The following is a 13,123-nucleotide window of genomic DNA, read 5'->3' on the forward strand; positions in this document are numbered from 1 at the left end:
GCAGCACGGACACATGAATCAAAGACGGGTGGAAGCGATGCGCTCTTCGGTTTTGCTGGTCTCCCTCGCGGGTCTGCTTGCGGCATGCAGTTCAACCTCCGGAGACGGCGGCGCGGCCCAGGGCGGCGGCTCCTCGCTCGGCAATCTCCTGCGCTATGGCAGCACCACCTTGCCAGAGCGGCGCGAAGCCCCGCCGGACGAGGTGATCTGCCCCTATGTCTTCGTGTCGGACGGCGGCGCGGCCGTGCGCGCGGGCGGTGAGAGCAATGCAGGCTTGCGCTACCAGCTCACCATTTCCGAGACCGCGCGCGAGTGCACGGCCTTGCCGGGCGGCGGCATGACCATCAAGGTCGGCGTGCAGGGCCTCGCCCTCCTCGGCCCGGCCGGCGCGCCGGGCACCTTCTCATCCCCCTTCCATGTGACGATTCGCGAAGGCAACCGCGTCTATGCCTCGCGCACGCGCACTGTGTCCGCCACCGTGACGCGCGGCGAGACGCAGGGCGAGTTCCTGTTCGTGGAGGAAGGCTTCACCCTGCCACCCGACGCCACGGGCGACAATGTCATCATCGAGGTCGGCTTCGGCCGCGGCCCGGCCCAGGCGGCCCCGACGCGCGGCGCGCGCCGGCGCTGATCGCCGGAGGCGGAGCACGCCCTGTCGCGGGGCCGCACGGCGCCCGTTGACAGGACGGGCGTCCCGCTTCATGACTGGCAGGTCAACGTCGATGATCCCCGCGGGAGAGTTCGCCGCGTGCTTGGCACGTGCGCGACGCCGAAGGCGCAACCGCCCCGGACACGCTCAGGCCCAAGGACCGCGCGGGAGCTGACACTCTGGAGAGCGGGCCTGCCCAGCGGCAGGCCCCACCGAAGGGGGTAACCCGGCCTTGCCGGGGAAATCTCTCAGGTTCCCGGACAGAGGGGGCGCGAGCGGGCATTTGCCCGATCGCGAACCCTGTCGCGCGAGGAACCGTCGATGGCGTCTTCATCCCCGGGCTCAGGCCCGCTCCGGCATACGCCGCTGCACAGCCGGCACGTGGAACTCGGCGCCCGCATGGTGCCCTTCGCCGGCTATGACATGCCGGTGCAATATGCCAAGGGCATCATCGCCGAGCATCAGCACACGCGCAAAGCTGCCGGGCTGTTCGACGTGTCGCACATGGGCCAGATCGCCCTCGCGGGGCCTGACCATGAAAGCGTCGCGCGCGCCCTCGAGGCCCTCGTGCCGGCCGACATCCTCGGCCTGGCGCCCGGCCAGCAGCGCTACACCCAGCTTCTCAACGACCAGGGCGGCATCATCGACGATCTGATGGTGACGCGGCCGGCCGACGGCGATGGCCGCCTGCTCCTCGTCGTTAACGCCGCCTGCAAGGATGCCGACATCCGCCACATCCGGCACCACCTGCCCGATGGGATACGGCTCGAGGTCTTCGATGACCGTGCCCTGCTCGCCCTGCAGGGCCCGGAGGCCGAGGCCGTGCTTGCCCGCCATGCGCCGGAGGCGGAGAGCCTCGCCTTCATGAGCGCCGCCGCGATGAAGGTGGCGGGCATCGCCTGCCATGTCTCGCGCTCCGGCTATACGGGCGAGGACGGCTACGAGATCTCGGTGCCGGCCGACCGGGCCGGCGCGCTGTGGGACCTGCTCGTCGCCGAGCCCGAGGTCGCGCCCGTCGGGCTCGGCGCGCGCGATTCGCTGCGCCTCGAGGCAGGGCTGTGCCTCTATGGCCATGACATCAACGAGGAGACGTCGCCGGTCGAAGCGGCGCTCGCCTGGTCGATCCAGCGGCGCCGGCGGCAGGAGGGTGGCTTCCCCGGTTCGCACCGCATCATGGAGGAATTGGCGCACGGGCCGCTGCGCAAGCGCGTCGGCCTCCTGCCCGAGGGCCGCATGCCGGCCCGCGAGGGCACCGAGATCAAGGACGCGGCGGGTGAACTCGTCGGCGAGGTGACGTCCGGTGGCTTCGGGCCCACACTCGGCGCCCCCGTCGCCATGGGCTATGTGGCGAGCGACTTCGCGCGCGACGGCACGGCGCTCACCCTCCTCGTCCGCGGCAAGGAGATTCCGGCACGGGTCGTGCCGATGCCCTTCGTGGCGCACCGCTACAAGCGCTGACTTGAGACGTGGCTCGCAGGGGCCGCACCGGCTTTCAGGGAAACGAGACATGACCACCTACTACACCAAGGACCACGAATATATCCGCGTCGAGGGCGACACCGGCACGGTGGGCATTTCCGACTATGCCCAGAGCCAGCTGGGCGATGTGGTCTTCGTCGAGCTGCCCAGTGTCGGCAAGGCGCTGACGAAGGGGGCCGAGGCAGCCGTCGTCGAGAGCGTCAAGGCGGCGAGCGAGGTCTATGCGCCGGTCTCCGGCGAGGTCGTTGCCGTCAACGGCGCCATCGAGGAAACGCCCGCCACCGTCAATGAGGACCCGCTCGGCAACGGCTGGTTCGTCAAGATCAAGCTGAGCGATGCCGGCGAGCTCGACGGGCTGATGACCGAACAGCAGTACGACGACTATCTGAAGTCGATTTCCTGACCCGAAACGGGCGATTGGGACGAAGCCGCATGCGCTATCTACCGTTAACCGACGCCGACCGCCGCGAAATGCTCGCGCGCATCGGCGTCGCCACCGTCGATGAGCTCTTCACCGACATTCCCGAGCGCATGCGCATGGCGGCCCCGGCCGACCTGCCGCGCGCCAAGGGCGAGATGGAGGTGGAGCGCCACCTCGGCGCCATGGCGGCACGCAACGTGTCGGCCTCGTCCGTGCCCTTCTTCATCGGGGCCGGCGCCTACAAGCACCATGTGCCGGCAACGGTGGACCATCTCATCCAGCGCTCGGAATTCCTGACGAGCTACACGCCCTACCAACCGGAGATCGCGCAGGGCACGCTGCAGTACCTCTTCGAGTTCCAGACGCAGGTCGCCATGCTGACCGGCATGGAGGTGGCCAATGCCTCCATGTACGACGGCTCGACCGCCGCGGCAGAAGCCGTGCTGATGGCCCACCGCGTGACGCGGCGGCGCAAGGCCGTGCTCTCCGGCGGCATTCACCCGCATTATGCCGAGGTGATGACGACGCTGTCCGACCTCGCCGGTGACGAGGTGGTGCGCCTCCCGCCGGACGTCACCGCCACCGAGGACCTTCTCGCCGCCATCGACGACAGCGTCTCCTGCGTCGTCGTGCAGACGCCGGACGTCTTCGGCAACCTGCGCGACCTCAGGGCCGTCGCCGACAAGGCGCATGCCCACGGCGCGCTCCTCGTCGCCGTCTTCACCGAGGCCGTGTCGCTCGGGCTCGTCGAGGCGCCCGGCGCCATGGGCGCCGACATCGTCGCCGGCGAGGGCCAGTCGATCGGCAACGCCCTGTCCTTCGGCGGGCCCTACGTCGGCCTCTTCGCCACGCGGCAGAAGTTCGTGCGCCAGATGCCGGGCCGCCTCGCCGGCGAGACGGTGGACGCGGACGGGCGGCGCGGCTTCGTGCTGACGCTCTCGACGCGCGAGCAGCACATCCGCCGCGACAAGGCGACGTCGAACATCTGCACCAACTCGGGTCTGTGCTGCCTCGCCTTCACCATCCACATGTCGCTGCTCGGCGAAGCCGGGCTGGCGCGCCTGGCCCGCGTCAACCACGCCAATGCGGTGAAGCTCGCCGAGGCGCTCGCCGCCGTGCCGGGCGTGAAGGTGCTCAACGAGACCTTCTTCAACGAGTTCACGCTGCGGCTGCCCAAGCCAGCCGCCGCCGTGGTCGAGGCGATGGCCGACCACCACGTGCTCGCCGGCGTGCCGGTGCCGCGCCTCCTGCCCGGTGCCGGCCTCGACGACCTCCTCCTCGTCGCCTCCACCGAAGTGAATACCGACGCCGACCGGGCCGCCTTCGTCGCCGCCCTTACGGAGGTGCTGTGATGCTGAATCGCCAGGGACGTCCCACCACGCCGGGCGCGGGTGTTGAGAGTGCCCACCCGACCTTCACCGGCAACCGCGCCCTCCAGCAGGAGGAGCCGCTGATCTTCGAGTTCGGCCGCACGGATGTGACCGGTGTCGATCTCGACGAGCCGGCGCCCGTGGCTGACCGCCTCGGCGGCCTCAAGCGCAAGGACACCATCGGCCTGCCCGGCCTCTCGGAGCCGGAGGCGATGCGCCATTACGTGCGCCTGTCGCAGAAGAACTACGGTATCGACACCGGTCTCTTCCCGCTCGGCTCGTGCACCATGAAGCACAATCCGCGCCTCAACGAGCGGATGGCGCGGCTGCCGGGCTTTGCCGACATCCACCCGCTGCAGCCAGCCTCCACCGTGCAGGGGGCGCTGGCGCTCATGGATGAACTCGCCCACTGGCTGAAGGAACTGACCGGCATGCCGGCCGTGACGCTGTCGCCCAAGGCCGGCGCGCATGGCGAACTCGCCGGCATGGCGGCGATCAAGGCGGCCATCGCGGCCCGGGGCGAGACGGCCACGCGCAACGTCGTGCTGGTGCCCGATTCGGCCCACGGCACCAATCCCGCCACCGCCGCGCTCATCGGCTTCACGGTGAAGGCGGTGCCGGCGCGAGAGGACGGCACGGTCGATCCGGCCGAGGTGGCGAAGCTCGCGGGGCCCGACACCGCCGCCATCATGCTGACGAACCCGAACACCTGCGGGCTCTTCGAGCGCGATGTCGTCGAGATCGCTCGCGTCATCCACGAGGCGGGCGGCTATTTCTACTGCGACGGGGCGAACTTCAACGCCATCGTCGGCAAGGCGCGGCCCGGCGACCTCGGCGTCGATGCCATGCACATCAACCTGCACAAGACCTTCTCGACGCCGCACGGCGGCGGCGGGCCGGGCGCGGGGCCGGTGGTGCTGTCGGACCGGCTCGCTGCCTTCGCCCCCCTGCCCTATGTGAGGCTCGATGACGGGCGCTTCTCGCTCGTCGAGCACGCGGCGGTATCGGACCAGTCCCCGCTCGGGCGGCTCACGGCCTTCCACGGCCAGATGGGCATGTTCGTGCGCGCGCTCGCCTTCATGCTCTCGCACGGGGCGGACGGGCTGAAGCAGGCCTCGGAAGATGCGGTGCTCAACGCCAACTATGTGCGCGCATGCCTCGCGGACCTGATGTCGCTGCCCTTCGGCAACCGCGCCTGCATGCACGAGGTGCTGTTCGACGATGCCTGGCTCAAGGGCACGGGGGTGACGACGCTCGACTTCGCCAAGGCGATGATCGACGAGGGCTACCACCCGATGACGGTCTATTTCCCGCTCGTCGTGCACGGGGCCATGCTGATCGAGCCGACGGAGAGCGAATCGAAGGCCTCCCTCGACCTCTTCATCGCCACGCTGCGCGACCTCGCCTTCGCCGTGCGCGACGGGGACACGGCACGTTTCACCGGGGCCCCCTATCTGGCCCCGCGCCGGCGCCTCGACGAGACCCGTGCGGCGCGCCAGCCGGTGCTGCGCTGGACGGCGCCCGCGCCGGTCGCGGAAGCGGCGGAGTAGGCCGTCGGCGGCCTGTCACCTCGCCCCTGAGTCGGGCGTCTTCTCCCCTCCCCCTTGCGGGGAGGGGCGAGGGGGCAGGGTCGTGACGCAGAACACGGTCTCCTGCATGCTGCGCCCCACCCCTACCCCTCCCCGCAAGGGGGGAGGGAAATCGCGGGCTCAGTTCCCGTTCACCGTGCCGCTGACATAGCCACGCATGGGGCCGAGACCGGTCGGCACGCGCACGTCGAGCGTGGCGCGCCCGCCGGCCATGGTACCGGTCGCCCCGTTGCGGGTCATCCCCTCGGCCCGCACCCGCCCGCCGAGGCGCACGCAGGTGCTCGTACCGGCGATCTGCACGAAGCCCGGGCCGTGGACGGCGCAATGGCCGACCGAATCCCCACGTGACGGCGGGGGCAGCTGCATGCGCTCGTCGGCAGTGGCGGCAGCCGAGAGCCCTGCGGCGAAGGTTGTGCCCGTGACGAGCAGTACCGCGATGCGGCGAGCCGTGCGTGCCATGACCGTCTCCCGAGCGATGGAGGGGCCATCAATCCACAGGGCGGCGGCGCGATCAAGGCATGCCCTACCCCGCGTGACGTTTCTTCCCATAGCTGCATCGATCAGAGCATGGCCCCAAAAGGAACGGCCGCCCGAAGGCGGCCGCTCGATCGTTGATCCGTCCCGAGGGCTCAGTTGAGTTTGCCCTTCACCTCACCGAGCCCCTTGGCGAAGATGTCTTCGGCCAGCTTGCCCTTGACCGTATCGCGCAGGATCTGCTCGGCCGCCTTGACGGCAGCGTCGGCCGCAGCGGCACGGACTTCGGCAGCAGCCTGGGCCTCGGCCTGGGCGATCTTGGCCTCCGCGGCGGCGGTGCGGCGGGCGACGAACTCGGCGACCCGCTCATGCGCCTCCTTGGCCACGCGTTCCGCTTCCTCACGGGCGCTCGTCACGATAGCCGCCGCCTCGGCTTCGGCCGCCTGGCGCTTGGCCTCGTACTCCTTGAGCAGGGCCTCGGCCTCGCCGCGCAGGCGAGCCGCTTCCTCGAGCTCGGCCTTGATACGGTGGCCCCGCTCGTCGAGCGCCTTGCCGGCGATCTTGTGTGCGCCGGCGCGCAACACGATCGCGAAGAAGATGACGAAGGCGACGGCGACCCAGAAGGTGGTGTTTTGGAGCATCAGACCGCCCTCACTGCGCCATGGCCTTGCCGACGGCCGTTGCCACCGCGTCCCTCGCCGGGGCCTGACCCGTCAGGCGCTCGACGATAGCCGCCGCGGCATCGCCGGCGATGGCCTCGACATTGCCCATGGCCTTCTCCTTGCCCGCAGTGATGCGGGCCTCGGCATCGGCCAGGTTGCGCGCCAGCTCCGCCTCGAGCGCAGCGCGCTTTTCCGCCGTCTCGGCCGCGAGCTTGTCGCGCGTCTCCTGCGCCAAAGCCTGGGCCCGGCCGCGCGCCTCTGCCAACGCCTTCTCGTAGGCCTCGCCGGCCTCCTCGGCCCGAGCCTTCGATTCAGCGGCGATCCTGAGGTCACCGGCGATCCGGCTGCGGCGATCCTCCAGGATGCCGGAGAGCCGCGGCACGATCACCCGCGACATCAGCAGATAGAGGACGGCGAAGGTGATCGCCAACCAGAGGAGCTGTGAGCCGAAGGTATTGACGTCGAAAGGCGGGAAGTTCGCACCTTCGCCCTCGATGCCTGGCACTTCGGCATGCGCGGTGATCGGTTGAGCCATGGCGGTTCAGTCTCTCAAGCGAAGGGCGCACGAGGCGCCCTTCCAACCCGTTGATCGGCAGGTCGGCTCAGCCGCGTTACGCGACGAAGAGCAGGACCAGCGCGACGACGAGCGCGAAGATGCCGAGACCTTCGGCGAGAGCGGCACCGATGAAGGTGCGGCCGAACTGCGAATCGGCGGCCGACGGGTTGCGCAGGGCGCCCGACAGGTAGTTGCCGAAAATGTTACCCACGCCCATGGCGGCAAGCCCCATGCCAAGGCAGGCGAGGCCAGCGCCGATGTACTTCGCAGCAACGGGATCCATCACAAGGTCTCCTGAGGTTCGTATGAGGCTGGTTTCAAGACTACCGACGCGCCCTGTCAGTGCCCCGGGTGCAACGCGTCGTGAAGGTAGATGCAGGTCAGGATCGTGAAGACATAGGCCTGCAGGAAGGCGACGAGGAACTCGAAAGCCGTGAGCGCCACCGCCATCGCGAGCGGCAGCGCCGCCCCCGCAACGCCGAGAACGCCCGTCATGCCGCCGCTGGCGGCCAGACCACCGAGGGCGACGATGAACCCGGCGAAGACCTTGAGCGCCACGTGGCCGGCGAGCATGTTCGCGAACAGACGCAGCGACAGCGAGATAGGGCGCGACAGGAAGGAGATGAGCTCGATCACCACCATGAATGGCAGCAGCCAAGCAGGCACGCCCGAGGGCACGAAGAGCCCGAGGAAGTGGGTGCCGTGCTTGACGAAACCGTAGACGATCACGGTGCCGATGACGAGGATCGCCAGGGCAAAGGTGACAATGACATGGCTCGTCACCGTGAAGAAGCCCGGGATCATGCCAAGCATGTTGCAGGTCAGCACGAACATGAAGAGCGAGAAAACGAAGGGAAAGAACTTCATCCCCTTCTCGCCCGCCGATTGCCGCAGCGTGTTGGCGACAAACTCGTAAAGCATCTCGGCCGCCGCCTGGGCACGGCCCGGCACCAGCGAGCGGCCCGCCGTCGCGGCCGTGAAGCCGAGCGTAATCAGCGCCACCGCGCCGACCATGAAGAGCGCCGAGTTCGTGAAGGCGATCTCCTGCCCGCCGATATTGCCGAGGGGGATGAGATTCTTGATCTCGAACTGCTCGATCGGGTTCGCAGCCATCGCCGACCTTCTGTCCCTGCGCGGATCGCCCGGCGGCGGACGCCGACGGGCCTTGGAAACGTCACTTCTGCCCGCCCTTTCCACCCCACCCGGGGAACGCGCCGGAGGCGCGCGCCAGATTGAGCATGCCGGCGCAGAAGCCGAGCAGGAGGCAGACAATCAGACCCCACGGTGCCGTGCCGGCCAGACGATCGATGATCCAACCGAGCAGTCCGCCGGCGATCACGCCCGACACGAACTCGGCGGACAGGCGGAAGGCCTGCCCGAGTGCGCTCTGGTTCGACATCGACCCCGACGCAGGCTCCACATCCTTCGGCTGATGGGCGGCAACGCGCCGGAGCCCTTCATCCAGATGCCTGAGCCTTGCCGAAAGATCGGCCGGTCCACCGTCGGCCGGCTTTCCGGCACCATCCTTCCGCTCGTCGGGTTTCGCCACGCGATCCTCCCGTGCGGTTGAAAGTGCACCGAAAATCCGGCCTGGAAGCCGGGCGCACCATATTGTCGTGCCCCACCCCTGTCAAGAATGCGGCAGAAACAATCAATTATTTGATATTCAAGGAAAATTCCGATCCAGACGGCCATGTGCCACCACTCATGAACAATTGGCGCGCCAATTGCCGGGTCAAACCGCCTCCAGAATTTGCTCGGCGGCCGCAAGATCGACGGACACGAGCTGCGAGACGCCGCGCTCGGCCATGGTCACGCCGAAGAGCCGGTTCATGCGCGCCATGGTGATGGGATTGTGAGTGATGACGAGGAAGCGCGTCTGCGTCTGACGCACCATGTCCTGCAGGAGATCGCAGTAGCGCTCGACATTGGCGTCGTCGAGCGGGGCATCGACCTCGTCGAGCACGCAGATGGGCGAGGGATTGGTGAGGAAGACGGCGAAGATGAGCGCCGTCGCGGTGAGGGCCTGCTCGCCGCCCGAAAGCAGCGTCATCACCTGCGGCTTCTTGCCGGGGGGGCGTGCGAAGATCTCGAGCCCGGCCTCCAGCGGATCGTCGGAATCGACAAGTGACAATTCGGCCGAACCGCCGCCGAACAGCGTCGTGAACAGGCGCTGGAAATGGCCGTTGACCACGTCGAAAGCGGCAAGCAGGCGCTCCCGCCCCTCCTTGTTGAGGCTGGCAATGGCCTGGCGCAGGCGGCGGATGGCCTCGGTCAGGTCGTCGCGTTCCTTGACGAGCGCCTCGCGCTTGGCTTCCGCCTCCTCGAGCTCGATGTCGGCACGCAGGTTGACGGCACCGAGCCGCTCCCGGTCGGCCTTGAGCTGGGCGACGCGCCCTTCGACGTCACCGGCCGGCGGCAGGGCGGCATCGGCGACGACGCCCGCTAGCTCGTGCAGCCCCGCGGGAGTCGAATCGAGGGCCTCGCCAATGTGACGCACGACATCGGCCAGGCGCGCCCGCGCCGCCTCGAGCCGCGCTTCCGTTCCGGCCCGCGCCTCGCGCACCGCCGACAGCTGTTCCAGCGCCGCCCGGGCCGCCCTGTCGGCCTCGGCGAGCTTCGTCTCGCCCTCGGCCAGCTGATCGCCCGCCTCGCGCCGGCGCTCCTCCGCCGCCTCGATCTCAGCCACGAGCGCGCGGCGGCGCAACTCGAAATCTTCGGGCGCCTCCGCCAGTGTAGCCTGCTCGATCACCGTCTCCTCGATCCGGTGCTCGATCTCGCCGATGGCGGACAACGCCCGCGTGCGCCGCTCCTTCCAGGCCCGGACCTCGGCGGCGATCGCCTCGCGCCGGCGGGCGCGCAACTCGGCCTCGCGCTGCAGCGTCTGGGCGGCGGCGCGGGCCTCGGCGGCGGCGCTGCGCCGCTCGGCGACCCGGGTGCGCGCCTCCAGCACGTCCTTCTCGACCGCAGCGACATCGCCGCTACGCGCCAAGGCCTCCCGCGCCTCCGCGATCCGGCGGCGCGCCTCCTCCTCGTCGGCGACGATGCGGCTCAGCGCCTCGTCGAGGGCGGAGCGGCGGGTCGCGACCTGTGCCGCCCGGCGCTCGGCGGCGGCGAGCTGCTCGCGCGCGCCGTCGAGGGCGCGCCGCGCGGCGCGCGCCGCTTCGAGCGCATCGCCCTCGCGCTGGGCCGCCTCGCGAATCGCCGCCTGGGCGCGGTCGAGCCCGGCGCGGTGCATCTCCGCCTCCTCACGCGCTTCGGCGGCAGCGGCGAGAAGGTCGTTGAGCCGGTTGCGCTCGGCGAGGCGACGCGTTGCCGCCTTCGGCGCACCGGCCTCGGCGACGAGGCCGTCCCAGCGCCATACCGCGCCATCGGACGAGACCAGCGTCTGGCCCGGCTTCAGCTCCCGGCTGAGGCGCTCGCCGTCCGCTTCCGCGACGAGGCCGACCTGTGACAGGCGGCGCGCAAGCTCGGGCACGCCACGCACATGCGCGGCAAGAGGCCGGGCCTCCGCCGGCAGGACCGGATCGTCCGGGGCCGCGGCGGGGGTCGTCCAGCGGGCCGGCGCGGCCGGATCCGTCGACAGGTCGAGATCGTCGCCGAGCGCGGCGCCGAGGGCCGCCTCGAAGCCCTTGTCGACGGCAAGCGCGTCGACGACCGGGGCAAAGGTGCCTTCGGCGGGCGCGGCGAAGAGCTTGGCGAGCGTCGCCGCCTCCGCCTCCAGCCGGTCGGCCTGGCGGCCTGCCTCGCTCGCGGGACCGCGCAGGCGGGCCTCGGCCTCGCGCGCGGCGGCCAGGGTCTCGCGCGCCTCGGCGGCGGCGATTTCCGTCTCCTCCAGCCGCTCCTCGGCGATCGCGAGCTCCTCGGCGAGACGGGCGATCGCCTCCGGCTCGGTGCCCTCGGTGTCGAGCGCGGCGCGCTCGGCCTCGATACGCCGGCGCTCGCCGGCCAGGCGCTCGGCCCGGGCGGCTTCCTCGCGCTCGGCCCGTTCGAGGCCGGCACGATGGGCGTTGAGGTCCGACACCTGCTGCTGCAGGGCAGCGAGCGCCGCCTCGGCCTCGACGAGGTCGCTGTCGAGATCGACGAGCGCGGCCTGCGCCTCCTCGACGAGGACGGCACCGTCCTCGCCCTCCGCGGCGAGGGCCGCATCCTCCTCGCCGAGGCGCTCGGCGGAGGCGGCGGCATCGGCGGCGAGCGCCGTCTCGCGCGCAAGGTCACGGTCGAGCTCGGCCTTGCGGCGCACCAGCTCGGCGGCGCGGTCCCTCGCCCGGCGCTCCTCGTTGTCGAGCTCGGTGCGGGCATTGACGAGGCGCTGCAGCACGGCGCCCGCCGCGGCGGCGGCCTCGCGCAGCTTCGGCATCTCGTGCGCGGCGATGGCCTGGAGCCGCGCCGTCTCGGCCTGCACGCGCGTCGCCTCGGCGACGTCGCGCACCTGAGCCTCCAGCTCCCGCTCGGCGGCGGCCGCCTGGTCACGCGCCTCGCGATAGGCGATCAGCGCCAGCATCGCCTCGAGCTTGCGGATGTCGGCCGAGAGCGCGCGATAGCGCTGCGCCTGCCGGCCTTGGCGGCGCAGGCCGTCGATCTGCCCACCGATCTCGCCAAGCACGTCTTCGAGACGCTGCAGGTTGTCCTCCGCCGCGCGCAGGCGCAGCTCGGCCTCGTGGCGCCGGGTGTGCAGGCCGGCGATGCCCGCGGCATCCTCGAGAATGCGGCGGCGCGCCTGGGGCTTGGCCGCGATCAGCTCACCGATCTGGCCCTGGCGCACCATGGCCGGCGAACGGGCGCCGGTTGCCGCATCGGCAAAGAGGAGCTGCACGTCACGGGCACGCACCTCGCGGCCGTTGATGCGATAGGTCGATCCCGACTCGCGCACGATCTTGCGCGACACCTCGAGCGTATCCGCGTCATTGAAGGCGGCCGGCGCGATGCGCTCGCCATTGTCGATGGTAAGCGTGACCTCGGCGCTGTTGCGCGCCGGCCGGTTGCCGGAGCCGGCGAAGATGACGTCATCCATGCCCGAGGCGCGCATGGACTTGTGCGAACTCTCGCCCATCACCCAACGCAGGGCCTCGACGAGGTTCGACTTGCCGCAGCCGTTCGGGCCGACGACGCCCGTCAGCCCCGGCTCGATATGGAAATCGGCCGGCTCGACGAAGGACTTGAAGCCCACGATCCTGAGGCGCGTGAGCTTCATGGGGGGGAACCTGCGGAAACGTGTAGGCCGGTGGCGCGCAGGCGCGCGGCCGGCGCGGCCCGATCAGCCGCCAACAAGAGGCGTGAGGATCTTGTCGAGTTCCTCAACAGTCAGCGCCCCCGACTGCTTCTGGCCATTGATGAAGAAGGTCGGCGTGGCGTTGACGCCAAAGGTCTCGACCCCGCGGTTCTTCACCGCGTTCACGGCATCATAGACCTTCTGGTCCTTCAAGCAGGCCTCGAAACTTTCCTGTGTGAAACCCGCCTGCTTCATGAGCTGCAGCAGCGCGTCGAGCGGCTTGTCGGAGAAGGCCCACACCTGCTGCTTGTCGAACAGCATGTCGGTGACGGGGTAGTATTTGTCGTTGCCGGCGCAGCGGGCCAGCATGAAGCCGGCGGTGGCCAGCGGATCGAGCGGGAACTCGCGCAGGATGAAGCGCACCTTGCCCGTATCAATGTATTTCGCCTTCAGGGTCGGGAAGGTGTTGGCATGGAAGGTGGCGCAGTGCGAGCAGGTCACCGACGCATATTCGATGATGGTGACCGGCGCGTCCGCCTTGCCGAGGGTGACATCGCCGAGCGGACCGGCGACGTCGAGGTCGCTCGGGCTGAAGGACTGGGCGAGTGCCGGCAGGGCGACCAGCCCGCCGAGGGCGGTGACAACGGCGCCAGCCGCCAGGTTCAGGATCACACGACGCCTGGTCGTCATCTCGTCAGTCTCCCGAATGAA

Annotated in this window: 13 protein-coding genes and 1 riboswitch; of the genes, 5 read left to right on the top strand and 8 right to left on the bottom strand. The window is 69.9% G+C overall.

Features of this window, described 5'->3' with window-relative positions; all coding sequences use genetic code 11:
- Window positions 1-37 precede the first annotated feature (37 nt).
- The 5 genes from P2T65_RS11155 to gcvPB all read left to right on the top strand — a co-directional run bounded on the left by P2T65_RS11155 (window position 38) and on the right by gcvPB (window position 5,469).
- Window positions 38-631 carry a hypothetical protein gene (locus tag P2T65_RS11155; protein ID WP_055459247.1) on the top strand — a complete coding sequence of 198 codons (594 nt, stop codon included), beginning with the start codon at window positions 38-40 and terminating at the stop codon, window positions 629-631.
- A gap of 91 nt (window positions 632-722) precedes the next feature.
- A riboswitch (glycine riboswitch) is annotated at window positions 723-822 on the top strand.
- Between the two features lie 148 nt (window positions 823-970).
- Window positions 971-2,107, top strand: coding sequence for a glycine cleavage system aminomethyltransferase GcvT (gene gcvT / locus P2T65_RS11160; protein ID WP_055459248.1), 1,137 nt, complete (start codon window positions 971-973; stop codon window positions 2,105-2,107).
- A gap of 49 nt (window positions 2,108-2,156) precedes the next feature.
- The gene (gene gcvH, locus P2T65_RS11165) at window positions 2,157-2,531 is read left to right on the top strand and encodes a glycine cleavage system protein GcvH (RefSeq protein ID WP_055459249.1); all 375 of its coding nucleotides are present in this window, start codon (window positions 2,157-2,159) and stop codon (window positions 2,529-2,531) included.
- A gap of 29 nt (window positions 2,532-2,560) precedes the next feature.
- Window positions 2,561-3,901, top strand: coding sequence for an aminomethyl-transferring glycine dehydrogenase subunit GcvPA (gcvPA, locus tag P2T65_RS11170; protein ID WP_276199788.1), 1,341 nt, complete (start codon window positions 2,561-2,563; stop codon window positions 3,899-3,901).
- On the top strand, window positions 3,901-5,469 hold the full coding sequence (gene gcvPB, locus P2T65_RS11175; RefSeq protein ID WP_276199789.1) for an aminomethyl-transferring glycine dehydrogenase subunit GcvPB: 1,569 nt from the start codon (window positions 3,901-3,903) through the stop codon (window positions 5,467-5,469). Before gcvPA ends, gcvPB begins: the two co-directional genes overlap by 1 nt.
- A gap of 159 nt (window positions 5,470-5,628) precedes the next feature.
- On the opposite strand, the gene P2T65_RS11180 is transcribed toward gcvPB, so the two are convergent.
- The 8 genes from P2T65_RS11180 to P2T65_RS11215 form a co-directional block, all read right to left on the bottom strand.
- Entirely contained in the window at window positions 5,629-5,967 is a 339-nt protein-coding gene (locus tag P2T65_RS11180) for a porin (protein WP_063189518.1), read from the bottom strand.
- A gap of 170 nt (window positions 5,968-6,137) precedes the next feature.
- Window positions 6,138-6,623, bottom strand: coding sequence for an ATP F0F1 synthase subunit B (locus P2T65_RS11185; protein ID WP_055459253.1), 486 nt, complete (start codon window positions 6,621-6,623; stop codon window positions 6,138-6,140).
- 10 nt (window positions 6,624-6,633) lie between these two features.
- Window positions 6,634-7,179: a F0F1 ATP synthase subunit B' gene (locus tag P2T65_RS11190; RefSeq protein ID WP_063189517.1), complete on the bottom strand. Its 546-nt coding sequence runs from the start codon at window positions 7,177-7,179 to the stop codon at window positions 6,634-6,636.
- Window positions 7,180-7,255: 76 nt separating this feature from the next.
- Complete coding sequence (locus P2T65_RS11195; RefSeq protein ID WP_019403690.1) at window positions 7,256-7,483, bottom strand: F0F1 ATP synthase subunit C; 228 nt, start codon at window positions 7,481-7,483, stop codon at window positions 7,256-7,258.
- 56 nt (window positions 7,484-7,539) lie between these two features.
- On the bottom strand, window positions 7,540-8,313 hold the full coding sequence (locus P2T65_RS11200) for a F0F1 ATP synthase subunit A (protein WP_055459255.1): 774 nt from the start codon (window positions 8,311-8,313) through the stop codon (window positions 7,540-7,542).
- A gap of 61 nt (window positions 8,314-8,374) precedes the next feature.
- Window positions 8,375-8,749, bottom strand: coding sequence for an AtpZ/AtpI family protein (locus P2T65_RS11205; RefSeq protein ID WP_063189516.1), 375 nt, complete (start codon window positions 8,747-8,749; stop codon window positions 8,375-8,377).
- Window positions 8,750-8,935: 186 nt separating this feature from the next.
- Window positions 8,936-12,394, bottom strand: coding sequence for an AAA family ATPase (locus tag P2T65_RS11210; protein ID WP_276199790.1), 3,459 nt, complete (start codon window positions 12,392-12,394; stop codon window positions 8,936-8,938).
- 63 nt (window positions 12,395-12,457) lie between these two features.
- Window positions 12,458-13,102 (bottom strand): DsbA family protein, encoded by a 645-nt coding sequence (locus P2T65_RS11215; protein ID WP_055459258.1) that lies wholly within the window; start codon window positions 13,100-13,102, stop codon window positions 12,458-12,460.
- Window positions 13,103-13,123: the final 21 nt, after the last annotated feature.

It is taken from the genome of Chelatococcus sp. XZ-Ab1, assembly GCF_029309855.1.
GTDB lineage: Bacteria > Pseudomonadota > Alphaproteobacteria > Rhizobiales > Beijerinckiaceae > Chelatococcus_A > Chelatococcus_A sambhunathii.